We start from the raw sequence: 18348 nt of genomic DNA, 5'->3' as shown, positions 1-18348 counted from the left end.
TGGGGAACGACCTATTCCTTACGATATGATCGCTGCCCCCAGATCCCTTCTATCATTTGTCCTTGTCGCCGGTATGGCCTTGCCCGCCGCGGCGCAGGATATCGACTTGCGGGTCTCGCCAGCCGACGAGGATTTGCGCGATCGTCTGCGCGCGGCCTCGCTTCTGTTGCAGGAGCCGCCGGAAGGGGGACGCAGCGCGCAGGATGTTCTTGCTGCCGCACGGGCCGATTACGCGCGCCTGACCGCGGCGCTCTATGACAGCGGGCATTTCTCGCCTGTGGTGAACATCCTGCTGGACGGGCGCGAGGCGGCGGCCATTTCGCCCTTTGCCGTTCCCGGGCGGATTGGGCAGGTCGTGATCAATGTCAGCCCGGGACCGGATTACGCGTTCGGCGTCGCCGAGATCGGGCCGTTGGCCCGCAACAGCGACCTGATCCCCGAGTTTGCGCCGGGCGCGCCGGCCAGCACCTCGGTGCTGCGCGATGCGACGGGCGCCGCGATCGACGGCTGGCGTGATCGCGGATATGCGACCGCCGATGTCGCCGGGCAGCAGATCACCGCGCGGCACCGCGAGGCGGAGCTTGACGCGCGCATCACGCTCGACCCCGGCCCGGTCATCACCTTCGGCGCTCTCATCCCCCAGGGATATGAGCGGATGCGGCCCGAACGGATCGTGGAGATTGCCGGCCTGCCCAGCGGCCTGACCTATTCGCCCGCCGAACTGGCCCGCGCCGAGGAACGCCTGCGCGACACCGGGGTCTTTGCCGCCGTCGCCCTGGAAGAGACCGAGCCGACGGCAAACGATGTCATGGATATCGACGCGGTGGTGTCGGAATCGCCGCTGCGCCGGATCGGCTTTGGCGCCGAGATTTCGACCGATGAAGGCGCGCGGCTGACGGCCTATTGGCTGCATCGCAACCTCTTTGGCGGGGCGGAACGTCTGCGCTTCGACGCCGCGATCACCGGGATCGGCCAGCAGGAGATTTCGACCGACGCGCTCGAGGGCATCGACCTCGAGTTCTCGGGCCGTTATTCGCGCCCGGCCACGTTCACACCCGACACGACCGCCTATTTCGAATTCGACCTGTTCCAACTGCGCGAACCCAGCTTCACCGTAACCGGGGCCGGGATCGAGGCGGGTGTCGAGCATGTGTTCAGCAACCGTCTTGAAGGGTCGCTTGGCCTCGGGTTGCTGGGGGTGCGCATCGACGGACCTTTTGGCGAATTCGACATCGGCTATGCGCTGTTGCCCGCCGAACTGACCTGGGACAATCGCGACGACCCGCTCGATCCGGCCGACGGCGTATTCGTCAGCGCCACGACCACCCCCTTCCTGTCCTTCCAGGGGTCTGGCGGCGCACGCTACACCCTGGACGCGCGCGGCTACCTGGGCTTTGGCGAGAATGACCGCACGCGGCTGGCGGCACGGGCGCAACTGGGCGGGGTGTTCAGCGATGATATCGACGATATCCCGCCTGATGTCCTGTTCTACTCGGGCGGCTCGGGCACGGTCCGCGGCCAGGAATACCAGTCGCTTGGCGCGACCTATGGCGGCATCGAGTCCGGCGGGCGTGGCTTTGCCGGCCTGTCCACGGAACTGCGGCAAGATATCGGCGACACGAATTTCGGGATCGTCGCCTTTGCCGATATGGGCCTGATCTCGTCCGATGCGGCGTTTCAGGATGACAGCGACTGGCACGCAGGGGCGGGGCTTGGCCTGCGCTATGCGACGCCGTTCGGCCCGATCCGGGTCGATCTGGCCACCCCGGTGCGGGGCGGCGGCGTGGGCGAAGACATCTACCTTTATATCGGCATCGGGCAGGCCTTCTGATGCTGAAGCGAGCCCTGATCCTTCTGGCGCTGGCGCTGTTGCCCGCGCAGGCCGTCGCGCAGGATGACGCCGACGATGACCGTGGGCGCATCGTTCGCTTCCTCGAAGAGCAACTGTCCGATGGCGCGCGGCAGATCCGCATCGACGGGTTTCGCGGTGCGCTGTCCTCGACCGCCGAACTGGACCGCCTGTCCATCGCGGACGCGCAGGGCGAATGGCTGATCCTTGAGAACGCGCGGCTTGTCTGGACGCGATCCGCGCTCTTCAGCCGGGAATTGCAAGTCGACGAGTTGACCGCCGAGCGGCTGACCATCTTGCGTACACCCGAAACCGGCGAAGCAGACGCGGTCGATCTGCCGCCCGCCGAGGCGCAGCCCTTTGCCTTGCCCGAACTGCCCATCCGCATTGCCATCGACCAGATGGCCATCGAGGAAATCGACCTCGACCCGTCGATCATCGGGGTCGGGGGGCGGTTTTCCATCGCAGGGTCCGCGCGACTGGCCGATGGTGACGGGCAGGCGGATATCGAACTGGTACGGCTGGACGGACCCGGCGACACCTTCGACCTGACGGCGAGCTACGCCAATGAAACGGAACTTCTGTCCGTCGATCTTCTGCTGGCGGAAGAGGCCGGGGGGCTGGCATCGGAACTTCTGAACCTGCCGGGGCGCCCCTCGCTGCGGTTCGAGGTGAACGGCGAAGGCCCGATCGACGATTTCACCGCCGGGATTACGCTCGACACGGACGGCGCGCGCCGGGTGGAGGGCATGGTCACCAGCATGGGGCAGGAGAGCGGCGATCACGTCATCGCCGTCGATCTGGGTGGCGACCTGACACCGATGATGCCCGCCGAGTATCACGCCTTTTTCGGCGAGGATACGAGCCTTGCAGCCTTGGTGCGGCTGCATGCCGATGGCGCGATCTCGCTGGAAAACATGGACCTCGCCTCGCGGTCTTTGGAACTGGTCGGCTCGGTCGAGCTTGACCCCGCGCGGCGCCCGCAGATCATCAACCTGACCGGCACCTTGGCCGATCCAGCCGGTTCCGGCCCGGTGCGCCTGCCTGTGGACGCGGAGACCCGCCTGCGCCGGGCCACGCTGGCGCTGAATTTCGATGCCTCCGACAGCGATGCCTTTGTCCTCGACGCCGATATCTCGGCCTTCGAGATGGAGGATCTGGATATCCGCCGGATCACCCTGTCCTCGAACGGGACGATCACGCCCAGCGCCAGCGGTATCGGGGCCATCGCCGCCACGGTCACGGCAAATGTCGAAGGGCTGGAGCATCGCGATCCCGGCCTTGCGCAGGCCATGGGCGACGCCATCGCGTTCCGCAGCCAGGTGTCCTGGACCCAAGGCGCCGCGATCCTGATTTCTGGCCTGTCGCTGTCGGCGGGCGACGATCTGGTGGCCGGGGGTGGGGCGACGATCCAACCGGGCGAGGGGCGGATCGACACCGCGCTTGACCTGGCGTTTCGCGCGGCCGACCTTGCGCGCTTTTCCGGGGTGTCCGGGCAGGACCTGACTGGCGGGATCGAGGCAAGCCTGACCGGTCGGGTCGAGCCGCTTTCGGGCGCTTTCGATATTGTTCTGGATGGCACGGGCAACAGCCTTGGGTTCGGCGCGGGGCTGCCGCCCGAACTTTTTGCCGGGGACACGGTGCTGAGCGTCCACGCGATCCGCGATACTGCCGGTCTGCGACTGGAGCAGCTGGCCCTCGACAATGCCGAGATCACGGCCTCGGGTAGCGGGGCGCTGGATTCGTCCGGTGGCCGGTTCGAGACCGATCTGCGCCTGCGGAACGTGGGCCTGTTCACCGATGCGTTGAGTGGACCGGTCAGCGCCGACGCAAACCTGACCCGTCGCGGCACGGCCCCATGGCAGATCAATGTCGCCGCAGAGGGGCCGGGCGGGATCCGCGCCGGGATCACCGGGGGGGTCGGCCTGCCGGACGGCAGTGTCGATCTGCAGGCGCAGGGCAGTCTGCCGCTGGCGCTGGCCAACCGGTTCATCCGGCCGCGATCGATCAACGGGACGCTCAGCTTCGACCTCGCGCTGCGCGGTCAGCCGGGACTGTCCGCCTTGTCCGGCACGATGACGGCGTCCGGCGCGCGGGCCTCGCTCCCGACGTTGCAGGCGGCGGTGGAGGATCTGAACCTGTCCGCCAACCTGTCGGGCGGGCGCGTCACGCTGAGCGGCGGCGGGCGTCTGAATACCGGTGGCCAGATCTCGACACAGGGCAGCATCAACCTGGTCGGGGCAGGGATGCCCGCCGATATCAGCATCACCGTGGACCAGGCGCGCCTGGTTGACCCCGAACTGTACGAGGCGCGAATCTCCCGTGCGGACCTGAATATCTCGGGCGGGCTGACCGGGTATCTCCAGGTGGCAGGACGGGTCGATTTGGGCGAGACGGAGCTGCGCGTGCCGGAAACCGGTCTTGGCGGGGCGGCGCCGATCCCACCGATTCGCCATGTCAACGAGACCGCAGCCGAACGTCAGACACGCCGTAACGCCGGTCTGCTGCGCACGGCGGATGCCGGAAGCGCGGGGGCGGGTGTCGGCCTGGACCTGACGATCAGCGCGCCGGGGCGCGTCTACCTGCGCGGGCGCGGGATCGATGCCGAGTTCGGCGGCGAGATTCGGCTGAGCGGCACCAGCGCGCAGGTGATCCCGTCCGGGCAGTTCAACCTGATCCGCGGGCGTCTTTCGATCCTTGGCACGCGGCTGGACTTCACCGAGGGCAGCGCGACCCTGCAGGGCAGTTTCGACCCCTATCTCGACCTGGCCGCCGAAAGCCGCGCCGGCGGCTACACCATCACCATCTCGGTCGATGGGCCCGCATCGTCGCCGGAGATCACCTTTGGGTCCGATCCTTCGCTGCCGGAAGACGAAGTTCTGGCCCAGCTTCTTTTCGGACGGTCCGTATCGTCGCTCTCGCCGGTGCAGTTGCTGCAACTGGCCGACGCGGCATCGTCGCTGGCGGGCGGCAGCACGAATAACGGTTTCCTCGCCAATCTGCGCTCGGGGCTTGGCCTCGACGACCTCGACCTGCAAACCGATGAAGAGGGCAACGCCGCCGTGCGCGCCGGGCGCTACCTGTCGGACAATATCTACACTGATGTGACCGTGAACGCGGACGGCGAAGCGGACCTGTCGCTCAACATCGACCTGACGCCGGATATCACCGCACGGGGCAGTTTTTCCTCCGATGGCAGTAGCTCGGTCGGCGTGTTTTACGAGCGCGACTACTGACCTCGGATCAACGGCCAGAAAATCCTCTCAAGGCTTGTTGACACGCCCCCGGAGCCGCTATATCAGCCGCTTCCACGACACCGGCCCAGGTGGCGGAATTGGTAGACGCGCTAGCTTCAGGTGCTAGTGTCCGTATGGACGTGGAGGTTCGAGTCCTCTCCTGGGCACCATCCCCTTCCGGGGTCCGCATCACGGGCCAACCACGCAGGAAAGGGATAGGGCGTGACCATCCATCTTTACCAAAACGATCTTCCCGATGGGTTGGACCTTGGCCCGGTCGTGGCCATCGATTGCGAAACGATGGGCCTGATCCCGCAACGCGACCGGCTGTGCCTTGTGCAGATGTCGTCGGGCGATGGGAACGCGCACCTGGTCCAGATCGACAAGGGCCAGACCGAAGCGCCGAATCTCTGCCGGATGCTGACCGATCCGGATGTGCTGAAGCTGTTCCATTTCGGGCGCTTCGACATCGCGGCGATGTACAATGCCTTCGGTGCGCTGGCCGCCCCGGTCTATTGCACCAAGATCGCGTCCAAGCTGATCCGCACCTATACCGACCGTCACGGGCTGAAAAACCTGCTTCAGGAGCTGCTCGATATCGACATTTCCAAGCAGCAGCAGACCTCGGACTGGGGTGCAGCCGAACTGACCCAGGCGCAAATGGCCTACGCGGCCTCGGACGTGCTTTACCTGCATCGTCTGCGCGAGGCCCTGAACAAGCGGCTGGACCGCGAGGAGCGGATGGAGATCGCGCAGGCCTGTTTCGCGTTCCTGCCGACCCGCGCCAAGCTGGACCTTGCCGGCTGGCCCGAGATCGACATTTTCGCGCACTGAAAGATCACGCAGCATGGCAAGCGGCAGTCGCTACAGCACGGTGGTGATGGGTCTGAAACTGACCCTGCCGCTGGCTGCGCTGGCGCTGTTGTCAACGCTTTTCCTGTTCGCGAACCCGCCCGACCCCGAGCAAGCGATTCCTTACGCCGAGGTCGATGTCGAAGAACTCGCCCGCGAACAGCGCCTGACCCAGCCGCGCTTTGCGGGTGTTCTCGAAGATGGGCGCGAACTGACGCTGGTGGCCGATGCCGCGACGCCAAGTTTCGACGCCGACCGCACCCGCACCGAGGCCATCGCGACCGAGAACGTCTCGGGCCGCATGGCGCTGCCCGATGGCGATGTTCTGACGCTGGATGCGGCCAGCGGGTATATCGACCTTGCCGGGCAGGTGGCCGACCTGTTCGGCGGCGTCACGGCCACGACCGAGCTTGGGTACCGCCTGGTGACCGAGGAAATCCATGTCCTGCTGGCCCAGACCGGCCTGAGCACGGACACGGATGTCGAAATCACCGGGCCGGGCATTACCCTGACCGCAGGTGCAATGGAGGTGACCGGACCGTCGGAAGGTGCGGTTGTCAGTTTCACCGGCGGTGTCCGGCTGCTATATCAGCCGGAGAATTAAGGAGCGCGAAATGCGCAAGCTATTGATCTGTGGGATTTTGGGCCTGTGCCTTGCGGCCGGGCTGCCGGGGATGACGCTCGCCCAGGTGGAGGTCGGTTTTGGCGGGGTGGCCTATGATCCCGACCAGCCGGTCGAGGTGACGGCAGATGGGCTGACACTGGACCAGACGACCGGAGAGGCCGTGTTCTCGGGTAATGTTCTGGTGGTGCAGGGTGATCTGCGGATGGCCGCGGGGCAGGTGCGCATCCTCTATTCCGACCAGACCGGGCGCAACGAGGTGCGTGAAGTCGTGGCCACCGGCGGCGTTCTGGTGACGCGCGGGGCAGACGCCGCCGAAGGCAGCGAAGCGCGCTACGATGTCGAAACCGCCATGCTGACGATGCGCGGCAATGTCCTTGTCACCCAGGGCACAACAGCGGTGGCCGGGGACCGAATGGTCGTGAACATGCGCACCGGGAACGGATCGGTCGACGGACGCGTTCGCACGGTCCTGGATACCGGCGGATCGGAATGAGCGAGCGGCTGCACCTTTCGGTCACTGACGGTGGGGCGACCGGCCTGCGCGTCGATCGCCTGCGCAAAAGCTACAAGCGCCGCCTCGTGATCCGCGATGTCTCGCTTGAGCTGAACCGGGGCGAGGTCGTGGCGCTGCTGGGCCCGAACGGATCGGGCAAGACCACGTCGTTTTACTGCATCGCGGGCCTGATCACACCCGACGGCGGGACGGTCACCATCGACGGGCAGGATGTGACCCTGTTTCCGATGTATCGCCGGGCCCGCGCCGGGATCGGCTACCTGCCGCAGGAAATGTCGATCTTTCGCGGCCTCTCGGTCGAAGACAATATCATGGCCATTCTCGAAATCGTCGAGAAGAAGCGCGCCCGCCGCAAGGAGCGGTTGGAAGAGCTGCTGACCGAGTTCTCCATCGAACATCTGCGCCGCGCGCCTGCCCTGTCGCTCTCGGGTGGGGAACGGCGGCGGGCCGAGATCGCGCGCTGTCTTGCCTCGAACCCGCGCTTCGTTCTGCTGGACGAACCCTTTGCCGGGGTCGATCCGATCGCGGTGGGCGACATCCGCCATCTGGTGGGAGAGCTCAAGACACGCGGGATCGGGGTTCTGATCACGGATCACAACGTGCGCGAGACGCTGGAAATCGTGGATCGCGCCTACATCCTGCATGACGGCGCCATCATCATGTCCGGCACCGCCGACGAGGTCGTGCGCGACGAAACCGTTCGCCGTGTTTACCTTGGCGAGACCTTCAGTATCGGGTGAAAAGCGCCCCCCGCGTTCTGCTTTGGATTGACACGGACCCCAGACTCACGGCCAAATATCAGCGATGACCGCGCTCGCTTCATCCCTTTCCGAACGCCGGACTTCGCGCCGCATTGCGCCCCGAAGCCGCGCAGGAAAGAACCCCGGACAAGTCAAAAACACCTTGCGCAGGGTTGCAGTCGTCCCCGGCTGAGTCCATTCCTGCGCCACTAAATCGGGAGACATCATGCGTTATCAAATCAGCGGTAAGCAAATCGACATCGGCGATGCCTTGCAGACCCATGTGAAGGACAGCCTGAATGCTGTGGTCGAAAAATACGCCGAGCGGCCCACGGACGCGACGGTGATCTTTTCGAAATCCGGCGCGGAATTCGTCTGCGAAGCGACGGTTCACCTTTCGACCGGCCTGACCGCCTCGGCCAAGGGCCTTGCGCATGAAATCTACGCCGCTTTCGAGAAGACGGCGGACAAGATGGAAAAACAGTTGCGCCGTTACAAGCGTCGCCTGAAAGACCATCACCGCGAGCGGACCCAGCCCATTGATGTCATGCAGGCGCCCACGTATATCCTCGCCTCATCCGAAGCGCATGACGAAGATGCCGAACCGGAAACGCTGCAGCCGATCATCGTGGCCGAGATGGAAACCAAGATCCCCTCTCTGTCGGTCGGTGAAGCCGTGATGCAGATGGAAATTGCCGGTGCGCCGCTGCTGGTGTTCCGCAATGAGAAACATGACAAGGTGAACGTCGTCTATCGCCGCGACGACGGCAACGTGGGCTGGATCGACCCCAGCCTCTGAGACCCACTTAAGATTTTGCGCCGCCCCCCACCGTGAAACGGTCCGGGGCGGTTGCTACAAAGGGATACAGGCATGGACCTTTCGCAACTACTCAAGCCGCAAGCGGTGAAAGTCGTGAGCGACGTGTCGAGCAAGAAACGCTTGCTGCAAAGCATCGCAGACCTTGCCGAAGGTCTGATCGGGCTGAAATCGTCGACCATCTTCGACGCCCTGCAAGAGCGTGAAAGCCTCGGCCCGACCGGGGTTGGCCATGGCGTGGCCCTGCCCCATGCCCGCCTTCATGACCTGACCGAGGTTCAGGGCGCATTCCTGAAACTGGAGCGTCCGATCGATTTCGATTCGGCAGACAAGCAACCGGTCGACCTGATCTTCGCGCTGTTTGCGCCCAGCGATACGGGCGTCGATCACCTCAAGGCGCTGGCGCTTGTCTCGCGCACGCTGCGGGACGCGGCCCTGTGTGCCAAGCTGCGGGCCAATTCCGACCCTGCCACGCTGCACACCCTGCTGACCGACGCACAGGCAAGCCAGGCCGCCTGATACCTCAGCGCCGATTCCAGCGCGGAAATCCGAAATTCAGGTAATCGCGGCGATAGACCTCGATCACCGCTTTCTCGATCTTGCCGTCATAAATCGCATCCAGCGCGACGGGACCCGGCAACGCCTCGGCCCCGACATCGGGAACATCCTCCACACCTGCGGCACGCGCCAGCATGGGAAGCATCGTCGCCATGTCATCCTCGTGCACCGTGGCCTGTGGCAGCGCAACGGTGCTCATGCCCTGCAACAGCCCGGTCTGGCTGGCCCAAGCGTTGTCCACGCGAATGCTGGTCTGGCCCGCGAGGTTGCCCTTGAGGAAGCCAAGGAACACCGCGAACGCCTCTTTGTGGTGTTCAGCCGTCCAGCTTTCATCCGGGGCATGGTTGGGAATGGGCAAGTTGTAACGCTGGCGCAGGATCTTGCGCGGATCGGCATAGATCGGGCGATCATTCGGCAGGATGAACCGGTTGAACACGACATGCGCCCGAAGCACCGGGTGGCGCAGGACCGTGAAACTGCGATAGTCCGGATGCGCCTTCATCCACGCTCGCAGGTCCTTCTGGCTCATCTTGCGCAGCAGGTTGTCCCGCCCCACGCCGCCGATCTTGCCCATCCAGTCGAGGACGGCAGTCTCGGGTGCGCCCTTGATCGGCATGAACAAAAGCCCCGCCTCGGGGTGCGCGACGTAGCCCGGCACGCCCGCCTGCCGTGGCGGTTCGTAATCAGGCGCGCGATCAAGGCCGAACCGGTCGAGGTTCTGAAGCTCGGCGACCATCTCGTCGTAATTCTCGACCTTGTCGCGCAGGTCGCTGGGGTTTTGCTTCTTCAGCTTCTGAGAGGTTTTCTCGACCTCTGCCGCCGAGCCGAGGTAACGCGCCAAGCCGTTCAGGATCTCGGGATCATTGATATCTTCGTAGCGGATATGGAACGCCGTCTGGCCGGAGACCTGCAATCCGTGCCTGAGCCTGTCCTGAAACGGGATGAGCGCATCGAGCAGATCGTCAAACTCGCCCGCGTCGAAGCGGATCTTGGCCGTCCTCGCGTTCTTCATGTCGGTCAGACGCCACTGGCCGGTTTCGCTGGCGATCTTGCGGCTGACATAACTTTCCAAGGGATTGCGCGTCAGGATGACCTTGGCGATCCGCCGGTTGGGCAACACGGCATCGACCACCCGGTCATCATGATCGTGAAACAGGCGAAAACCGGCGATCCCGTCCGTGGCCTCGATCATGCGGTCGAGAAGGCCAAGGGGGTCTTTCTCGCGCCGCTCCATGTCGTAGCCGAACAGCTCGAACCGGTTGTGATGGCCGAGGAAGGTGGGGTTATAGACCTCGCCGTAACAGGTGATGTCGGGAAACGCGTTCAGCGAATCTTCGAGGTAATTCGACCCGGTCCGCATTTCCGCGAAAAGAACGAAGGCATCGAAGGGTCGGGTCATCGCTTACTGCACCAGGTAGGGCCGGCTGCCATCGCCGGTTTGCATGGGCGGGCCATAGCCCTCTTGCGGGAAATCTCCGACGACGAAGGGGTTCATTCCCTGGTTCTTGAGACTTTGCAGGAACTGCGGGAACCCGCGCAGGTCGCGCATGCGCGGCGCCTCGGTCAGCCGTTGCAGGGGCGCACCCTCCATCGCGTCGAGGATGCCTTGCAGGTTTTCCATCGGATCCTCGATGAACTCGGCCAGCGTCCAGATCCGGATGTCGGCCCGCGCGCCGCGTTCGCGCAGGGTTTCGATAAACGTCACCTCGCGCCGCTGCAATCGCGCGGCCTCGGCCCGGATATCGGCGAAGTTGCGATTGGCCGAGAACAGCCGCACCGCCCAGGCCCCGGTAATCACAGAGATCTGCGCATTGGCATCGTTGGCCATGAAGGCGCCGTGCTGCTGCGTGTCTTGCGGGCCGAACATGAAGACCTGCCGCTCGCCCCGCGTGTTCCAGATCAGGTTTTTCAGGAACGCTTCGGGGTTGTAATCGCGCAGTTTCGGATCGGCCGACAGGCAGCCGGCATAAACATCGCCGCCGCCCGCGAACCGCGCCTTTTGCGGCGCGAAGAGGTTGCCGTGAACCGTCGTGCCCAGACGCCGCGACAGCCAGCCTTCGAAATCATCGAACAGGTCATTGAACCCGTGGAACATCGAATAGGGCGCGGCGGTGCGCCCGTTTTCCCAGCCCTTGTTGGGAAAGCGGCTGTGCATGTAGAGGCCGGAGCGACCCCGCGTCCGCCGCTCCAGCGCCTTGGAAAACACCCGGTCGATCTTGCCCGGTGCGGGTTCGGCCATGCGTTCGCCCGTGTGATCGGCACTCAGGAAGGTTGCATAGAGACGGGTCGCCTTGGGCCAGATCTTGCGCGCGATGAAACAATCCGACCGGCGCAGCAGGTGCAGGTGGTCGTCGTAGAAGACATGCGGCTTGCCCTGAAAGTCGAACTTGGACAGCGTCAGGGACCGGCTTTCGATATTGCGCGCGTAATTCCGGGCCAGCGTCTGGTAGTAGCTTTCGTCGGGAATCCAGACGAGCTTGAAATACCGCTCCAACTCTCTGCGCCGCGGGTCTTCGAGGATCGCGGAGAGGGTCTGGCGGGTCAGGCACCACCACTGGCTGCCCAGATGGGGGACGATCCCCTCGGGGATGCGGCGGCGGAACCCGACCTTGCGCTGCAACTCGACATAACGGTCAAAGAGATGCCGATTGCGTTTCCACGAGAAGGGAAAGCGGAACTGGAACCGCTCTTCGTTCAGGCCGCCGACCGTCCAATCGACGTCTCGAATGGTGACGCTTTCGATGAAATCGGTGTTGGGCCGCGCCGACAGGTAGGCGCGCAGATCGTCCACGGGGCGCAGCGGCAGGCAGGATCCCGAGGCGAGGTAGACATGCCGGACGCCCGGAAACTCCCTCAATATCATCTCGCTGGCGGTCTGGCTCGCCTCGACCAGGGACCAGGTGCCCCATTCGCAGCGATGGCGCTTGCAGAAGCGGACATTTTCGAGGTCGGCCAGGTCCTTGCGGAACTTATCGTAGCGCTCGCGGCCGACGGATTTGTCGACGTGGATGACAACGGGGCAGTCCCGCTCGGCCCAATGGCGGGCCACTTGCGCCGCCCGGTGCAGCGCCGTGTGGCAGAGCATGACGAATCCCAGCGTGCTCATGCCCAGTTCCCCTTCGACATGAGGCCAAGGATCTCGAGCTGGCGCCAGTTGATGTATTTCTCGGACCAGCGGGTCCAGAAATCCATGTTCGCGTTCAACCCGTCATGATAGGCGCGATACTCGGCACTGGCGGCGTAGTGCTGGCGCCGCTCCAACTCCTCGGCGGCCTTCTCGGTGAAGATGTCGAGGAACTTGGCATGGAGCAGCACGCCCGAGGTCTTCTCCCCGCCCCATTCGTCGTACACGAGGTTCAACCCGCGCGGCAAAAGCATGTGGGTCGAACTGGCATAGGCGTAGGACCGGTGCCACTTCACCAGCGGGATCTTGTTAAGCGCGGGCGCGCGCGCGGGCAGATCCTTGAAGAAGGCGCGGGCGCGCGGGCCGCCTTGAATCCAGAGGTTCCCGTAAACCCAGTTCCGCTCGATCGTGTAGTTGCCGGAGTCGAACCAACAGGCGATCTCGAACGGGTTTTGCCCCTCGGCATAGGGCTGCGCCGTGATCGCACCCTTGGGATACATATCCAGAAGCATCGTCCCGAAGCTCTTGATCGAGGACGCGCCCAGCCAATCGGTCAGCGCGGGGATCGGCCGGGTATCCGAGAACGGGTAGACCAGGAATTCGTCCGGATCGACGGTCAGGCACCAATGCCCATGCCCGTAAATCCGCAGCAGGCGGTTGATCCAATCCATCCCGAAGCGGGACCGCTTGTAGCTGGCATCCGTGGTCCAGACGGAACAATCGGGCTGCTGGGCCAGGTATTCCCGCGTGCCATCCTCGCTGTCATTGTCGACGAAGAAGAAATGCGAAACGCCCCGGTCGCGGTAATAGGACAGGAAATATTTCAGCCGCACGCGTTCGTTTCTCAGCGTGCAGAAACACAGGATGTCTTTCGGGCGGATGGCGTCGGTGCGGTCGGCGACAGGCAGCAGGGAACGGCTCTTCCGCCAGGCGCGGACGAGGTATTTTCGGCGCTCAAGGCGCAAGGCATAGCGTCTTGCCGCCTTCATCCCTTTCCTTCCCGCTCAATCCCGCCGGGCCGTTGCAAAAGCCCGGAGACCGTTTCGAAATGATCCTGCCATCGGGGCAGTTCGACATCGGACCTGTCCGGCCCTGCCAATATGCCTGCCATTCGTTGTATAATCGTTTCCGCCCAAGAATAGGCATCGTTCGGGGGCAGGTAAACGGCTTGCGCGCCAAGGACTTCGTGCAAGACCGGAAGATCGGCGCAGATCGGCAACGCCCCATGCGCGAGGGCTTCGAACGGGGGCAGGCCGAACCCCTCGGCCAGCGAGGGGTAAAGCAGCGCGCTGGACCGAGAGAGATGCCGCGACAGTTGCGCATCCGGCAGGGGGCCGTGCAGGTGGATATGCGTGCCGAATAGCGGGTGGGCCCGGATCGCGGCCTCGATCTCTGCGCCGCGCCAGCCCGGGGCGCCGATGATGTGGAGATGCGGCAGCTCTGCCGGGTCCTCACTGTCGGCCAGCAGGCTCCACGCGTCGAGGATGACCGCGTGGTTCTTACGGGGGTCGAGCGTGCCGATCATCACGAACCGCGTGGGATCGCGGTCTTGCCCCGCAGAGGGATGGAACGACGTCACGCCCAGATGAGCCACCTCGATCGCGGGGTGGTCCGCGCCGTCACCCCAAAGCGCGGAAAGCCGGTTTGCGGTGTCGCGCGAATTGCAGATCACGAGGTCGCCATAGGTCCGCGCGGCCGACAGTTTCCGAGAAAAGGTTTCGGCCTGCCCGGTCGGCACCAGCTGCGCATGCGACACTGGAATGATGTCATGGATCAGCACGCCAATTTCTACGCCCGCGGATTTCAACGGCAGAAGGGTCTGTTCCATCAGGTTCGCGTGACCGGTATTCAGGTAAATTGTTTCGCCCTCGAGCTTCCTGCCAAGAAGCCGGGACAAGCCCCAATGGGGGCAACGGTCCACTGCGAAGGGGCGCAGGGTGGCCTCGGCCCGGTGACGCGGGCGTGCGCCCCGCCCGGTGATCCGGGACCACGTATCGGCCTGGTCCAGTGGCTTTTGTCCCGTGGCCAGATGGGCGAGCGCCCGACCACCCTCACGGCCAAGCAGAAGGTAGCCCCGCGTCGTGCGGCACAAGAAACGACACGCGCCATCCGATGCCAGGAGATGGTCGAGATACGCCATCTCGACGCGATCGATGCCGGTCAAGGCACCGCGTCCCACCCGCGTCAGCAGGCGCGTCACGTCCAGCCAGATCTCGCCCGGTCCACCGGACAGGGCTGTCACTGTGCGGCTGTCCGGGCCGAGATCACGTCGGTCAGATACTCGGTGAATTCGTCGCGCAGGTCTTCGCGCGCCAAGCCAAAGGCCACCGTCGCCTGCAGGAAACCGGCCTTCGATCCGCAATCGAACCGCTGCCCGCGGAAGCGGAAACCATAGACATTGTCGCCGTCCTCGATCTCGCGCGCGATGGCGTCGGTCAACTGGATCTCTCCGCCGGCGCCGGTCTTGATCCGGTTCAGATGGCCCATCACGTCCGGGCGCAGGATATACCGCCCGATCACCGCGAGGTTCGAGGGGGCGGTGCCGGCCTCCGGCTTTTCGACCATCGCGTTCACCGACACGACGCTGCCCATATCCTCTTTCACGTCGAGGATGCCGTAGGCGTGCGTCTTGTCGTCAGGCACTTCCATCGCGGCGACCATGTTGCCGCCAAGCTCTTCATAGGCTTCGACCATCTGCTGAAGACAGGGCGTTTCCGCCGCGATCACGTCATCGGGCAGGATCACCGCGAAGGGTTCGTTCGACAGAAGACGCCGCGCGCACCAAACGGCATGGCCAAGGCCAAGCGCCTTGTGCTGGCGGATATAGGCGATCGCGCCCGACTCCATGTTGGTGGTCTTGAGGGCGGCGAGAAGATCGTCCTTGCCCTTCTTGCGGAGGGAATTTTCCAACTCGGGCGCCTGATCGAAATAGTCTTCCAGCGCACTTTTGCCGCGACTGGTCACGAAGATGAATTCGCGGATTCCAGCGGCGCGCGCCTCGTCGATGGCATATTGGATCAAGGGGCGGTCGACCAAGGTCATGATCTCTTTCGGGATCGATTTGGTCGCTGGCAAGAATCGCGTGCCCAAACCGGCCACGGGGAAGATTGCCTTTGTAACTTTCCGTTTCATAACTGCCCCTTATGGATCACCGCCGTTCGGCGCTTGTGCACTATCTACATGAATAACATTACTGAATCGTTGCTGGGTTCGAAACAATGAAATCCGTCAATCGTGGCCTCTTTCGGTGCGAACGCGGGCCAATTCCGTGTCCAGCCGCGTTTGAAACCGCCAGGCTTGCACAGGCGGGCCATCGCGGTCCGAGGGGCCGAACAAACCGCCCGTCTGTTCCCACCATCCGCCTTCGGTGAAACTGACCTTGTGTTTGCGGGGGGTCGGCTCGAACAGGAACAGGCTCACTCTCTGACCGCTTGCCACCAGATCCGCCGCTTCCCGCCTCAGACGCGATGCCTGGTGCCGCCAGCCCGACAGGATCGACCAGCCTGTGGCCGGCGCATCGCGCAAAGGCAGGAACGGCAGATTAGCCGGGGTAACCTGCGGATGCGAGGTGCGCCTTTGACGCCCGTCTTCGAGACCGGCATGAAGGCTCTCCATCAACTCCCGCATCGCACGCGCGTCGATCTTTCGTCGCCGGGCTAGAAGCAGCAATCGCCGGCGCTGATCCGCGACAAGCTGGTCGATCTGAGCCTCGATTTCACCTTCGCTTGCATGCTTGCGCAGGAACACAGCGGTCGAGGCGCCGATATCATGCAAGCTCAGCGGCACGCGATCTTCGCTGCGGCGCGCGCTGGCGGCAAAGCCGTGATGTACGATCATGTCCCAGGTCAAGGCCGACTGCAGGCCAGCCTCGGCCATGCGAATGGCGAAGTCCGTATCGTCGAGATAGAAGGCGAAGGCCGGATCGAACCCGCCGATCCGGTCGAACACGGACCGGCGCATTGCCATGTTCGTGCCATGCAGCTTGCGCACGACCCCATCGCCGTCCGACAGATTACGATCACGGCCTGTCCGGTCGACGCCAGTCTCGCCCCATTGCAGGCTGATCCCGTTGCGACCGATCACGGGGCCGGTCATCGCGTCGATCATGGGCTGTTCGGCAAAGGCCGCCTTGACCCGCGTTGCCCATGTCGGGGCAGGCACGGCATCGTCATCGACAAAGGCCACCACGTCGCCCGCGGCAAGTGCAACACCATCGTTGCGGGCGGTCGAAATGTTTTCGCCTTGCTGCAGGGCGGTCTTCAACCGCGCATGAAAGGGCAGCCTGGAGATGGCGGATAACCCGTCGGGATCGGCCACGACGACGACCTCGACATCGCCCGCGTCCTGCTGATGGAAACCCAGCAAGCACCGGCACAGCGCGGCGGGGCGACCATGGCTGACCACCACCACGCTGAGCCGAGGCTTGGCCATCACGGCAGCCCCATCTCCGACAGCATCGATTCGATGCGGGGGATATCCTCGGGGTTGTTGAGTTCCCAGAACTTGCGCCCGCGGGCTTCGACCTCGACGCAGCGGACCTTGTGACCGGCTTCGAGGAAGCGGAGCTGCTCCAGGCCTTCCAGCGTTTCCAAAGGCCCGACCGACCAGTCGGGATAGGCATGCAGCGCCCAAGGGCGGTAGGCATAGACCCCGACATGGTGGAACACCGGCGTTTCGGCGTCGGGCGCATAGTCTTGCGCGGTATAGGGAATGACCTCTTTCGAGAAATAGAGCGCGTGCTTTTCGCTGTCGCACACCGCCGTCGTTCCCCCGACGCGCCCTGCCGCGCGATCCGCCTTCAGCGCGGCCAAGGTCTCTCCGTCGCAGCGCAGGATGGGCGTGGCCAGTGCCGCCTGGCTGTCGGACCGCAACCCCTCGATCAACGCCACGAGAAACCAGGGCGGGGTAAGGGGCGCGTCACCCTGAAGGTTGACCACCATCTCGACACCGTCGCCCAGAAGGCCCAGCGCCTCGGCGCAGCGTTCCGTTCCGTTCCGGCACGTGTCCGAGGTCATCAGAACATCCGCGCCAAACGCCTTTGCGGCCTCGGCGATACGATCATCGTCGGTGGCGACATAGATCGCGTCGAACTGATCGACCTCGCAGGCGGCACGCCAGCTTCTTTCGATCAGGCTGCGCGACTCGCCTGTCGCGCCGCGCAACTCGGCAAGGGGTTTTCCGGGATAGCGCGTCGAGGCAAAGCGCGCCGGGATGACACAAACGACGCTCATGCCGGTTTCAGATCGACGCCCGGGGCGTAGGCGATGAAGAACACGTTCGCGAACCCGTCCTTGCCGTAGGTGAAGGGGGCGTGATCGTCGAAACGGACCATCTGGCCACCGGCCCCGCGCAACACTGCGTCCCCGGCGGCGGTGTCCCATTCCATCGTGCGGCCAAGCCGGGGGTAAAGATCGGCCTCCCCGGTGGCGACGAGGCAGAATTTCAAAGACGAACCCGCGCTTTTCATGTCGGCGCAGGCGTATTTGCCGATATAGGCATCCGTCGCGGCATCGCGGTGGGACTTAGACGCAACGACCCGCAGCGCGCCATTGTCGGGCTGCGATACGTGGATCTCGGTGGTAGGTCCGGGGGTTTCCAGATCGAACGCGCCGGTTTCCTCGACGCTTTGACCATCCGGGCGCGTGTAGAACAGCCGCTCCTTCGCAGGGGCATAGACCACGCCGAAAACAGGGGTGCCGTTTTCGACCAGCGCGATATTGACGGTGAAATCACCACGGCGCTGGATGAATTCCTTGGTGCCGTCCAACGGATCGACAATCAGGAACCGGTCGGCGGTCTGGTCGTGGCTGTCGGCCTGCTCTTCGGTGACGAGGGCGATATCGGGAAAGGCGGCGCGCAGATGTTCGGAAATGATCGCATCGGCGGCTTCGTCGGCGGCGGTGACCGGGCTATCGTCCGATTTGGCGCGGACGTCGAAATCATCGGCCTCGTAGATCTCCATGATCTTGCGGCCACCCTCAATCGCGGCGCGCCGCAACACTTTCATCAATTCTTCATTGTCCAAAGCGCCAG

At 64.2% G+C, this 18348-nt stretch carries 16 protein-coding genes and 1 tRNA gene; 9 read left to right on the top strand and 8 right to left on the bottom strand.

The features are described from left to right. The first annotated feature begins 73 nt into the window (after positions 1-73). From ABD923_RS12745 to ABD923_RS12705, 9 genes are all read left to right on the top strand, one after another. A complete protein-coding gene (locus tag ABD923_RS12745) occupies positions 74-1831 on the top strand; it encodes an autotransporter assembly complex protein TamA (RefSeq protein WP_259548525.1) in 1758 nt (585 codons plus the stop codon). Then, the gene (locus ABD923_RS12740; RefSeq protein WP_259548527.1) at positions 1831-5085 is read left to right on the top strand and encodes a translocation/assembly module TamB domain-containing protein; all 3255 of its coding nucleotides are present in this window, start codon (positions 1831-1833) and stop codon (positions 5083-5085) included. Before ABD923_RS12745 ends, ABD923_RS12740 begins: the two co-directional genes overlap by 1 nt. A gap of 83 nt (positions 5086-5168) precedes the next feature. Then, positions 5169-5255 (top strand) — tRNA-Leu (locus ABD923_RS12735). Positions 5256-5307: 52 nt separating this feature from the next. Beyond that, entirely contained in the window at positions 5308-5919 is a 612-nt protein-coding gene (locus tag ABD923_RS12730) for a ribonuclease D (RefSeq protein WP_259548529.1), read from the top strand. A gap of 13 nt (positions 5920-5932) precedes the next feature. Then, complete coding sequence (gene lptC / locus ABD923_RS12725; RefSeq protein WP_259548531.1) at positions 5933-6541, top strand: LPS export ABC transporter periplasmic protein LptC; 609 nt, start codon at positions 5933-5935, stop codon at positions 6539-6541. Positions 6542-6551: 10 nt separating this feature from the next. Next, positions 6552-7055 carry an LptA/OstA family protein gene (locus ABD923_RS12720; RefSeq protein ID WP_259548533.1) on the top strand — a complete coding sequence of 168 codons (504 nt, stop codon included), beginning with the start codon at positions 6552-6554 and terminating at the stop codon, positions 7053-7055. Then, a complete protein-coding gene (gene lptB, locus ABD923_RS12715) occupies positions 7052-7816 on the top strand; it encodes an LPS export ABC transporter ATP-binding protein (RefSeq protein ID WP_222189858.1) in 765 nt (254 codons plus the stop codon). The genes ABD923_RS12720 and lptB overlap by 4 nt, the downstream gene beginning before the upstream one ends. Positions 7817-8042: 226 nt before the next feature. Then, positions 8043-8615 (top strand): ribosome hibernation-promoting factor, HPF/YfiA family, encoded by a 573-nt coding sequence (gene hpf, locus ABD923_RS12710; protein WP_222189860.1) that lies wholly within the window; start codon positions 8043-8045, stop codon positions 8613-8615. Positions 8616-8687: 72 nt separating this feature from the next. Next, complete coding sequence (locus tag ABD923_RS12705) at positions 8688-9152, top strand: PTS sugar transporter subunit IIA (RefSeq protein WP_259548536.1); 465 nt, start codon at positions 8688-8690, stop codon at positions 9150-9152. 4 nt (positions 9153-9156) lie between these two features. Here the strand turns inward: ABD923_RS12705 and ABD923_RS12700 are convergent, their stop codons facing one another. The 8 genes from ABD923_RS12700 to cysQ all read right to left on the bottom strand — a co-directional run bounded on the left by ABD923_RS12700 (position 9157) and on the right by cysQ (position 18340). Beyond that, complete coding sequence (locus ABD923_RS12700) at positions 9157-10590, bottom strand: sulfotransferase (protein WP_259548537.1); 1434 nt, start codon at positions 10588-10590, stop codon at positions 9157-9159. A gap of 3 nt (positions 10591-10593) precedes the next feature. Next, positions 10594-12297, bottom strand: coding sequence for a beta-1,6-N-acetylglucosaminyltransferase (locus tag ABD923_RS12695; RefSeq protein WP_259548538.1), 1704 nt, complete (start codon positions 12295-12297; stop codon positions 10594-10596). Beyond that, positions 12294-13304: a glycosyltransferase family 2 protein gene (locus ABD923_RS12690; RefSeq protein ID WP_259548539.1), complete on the bottom strand. Its 1011-nt coding sequence runs from the start codon at positions 13302-13304 to the stop codon at positions 12294-12296. The genes ABD923_RS12695 and ABD923_RS12690 overlap by 4 nt, the downstream gene beginning before the upstream one ends. Beyond that, positions 13301-14557, bottom strand: a complete 1257-nt coding sequence (locus tag ABD923_RS12685; RefSeq protein WP_345229499.1) for a glycosyltransferase family 4 protein — start codon at positions 14555-14557, stop codon at positions 13301-13303. Before ABD923_RS12685 ends, ABD923_RS12690 begins: the two co-directional genes overlap by 4 nt. Continuing rightward, positions 14554-15447, bottom strand: a complete 894-nt coding sequence (gene galU / locus ABD923_RS12680; protein WP_259548543.1) for a UTP--glucose-1-phosphate uridylyltransferase GalU — start codon at positions 15445-15447, stop codon at positions 14554-14556. Before galU ends, ABD923_RS12685 begins: the two co-directional genes overlap by 4 nt. 96 nt (positions 15448-15543) lie before the next feature. Then, the gene (locus tag ABD923_RS12675; protein WP_259548548.1) at positions 15544-16746 is read right to left on the bottom strand and encodes a glycosyltransferase family 2 protein; all 1203 of its coding nucleotides are present in this window, start codon (positions 16744-16746) and stop codon (positions 15544-15546) included. After that, positions 16746-17546: a 3-deoxy-manno-octulosonate cytidylyltransferase gene (locus tag ABD923_RS12670; protein ID WP_259548549.1), complete on the bottom strand. Its 801-nt coding sequence runs from the start codon at positions 17544-17546 to the stop codon at positions 16746-16748. The genes ABD923_RS12675 and ABD923_RS12670 overlap by 1 nt, the downstream gene beginning before the upstream one ends. Next, on the bottom strand, positions 17543-18340 hold the full coding sequence (gene cysQ / locus ABD923_RS12665) for a 3'(2'),5'-bisphosphate nucleotidase CysQ (RefSeq protein WP_259548551.1): 798 nt from the start codon (positions 18338-18340) through the stop codon (positions 17543-17545). Before cysQ ends, ABD923_RS12670 begins: the two co-directional genes overlap by 4 nt. Between the last annotated feature and the right edge of the window lie 8 nt (positions 18341-18348).

The organism is [Roseibacterium] beibuensis, assembly GCF_039542305.1.
In the GTDB taxonomy this organism is placed as follows: domain Bacteria; phylum Pseudomonadota; class Alphaproteobacteria; order Rhodobacterales; family Rhodobacteraceae; genus Roseibacterium; species Roseibacterium beibuensis.
This window is presented reverse-complemented; position numbering and strand designations above follow the sequence as displayed.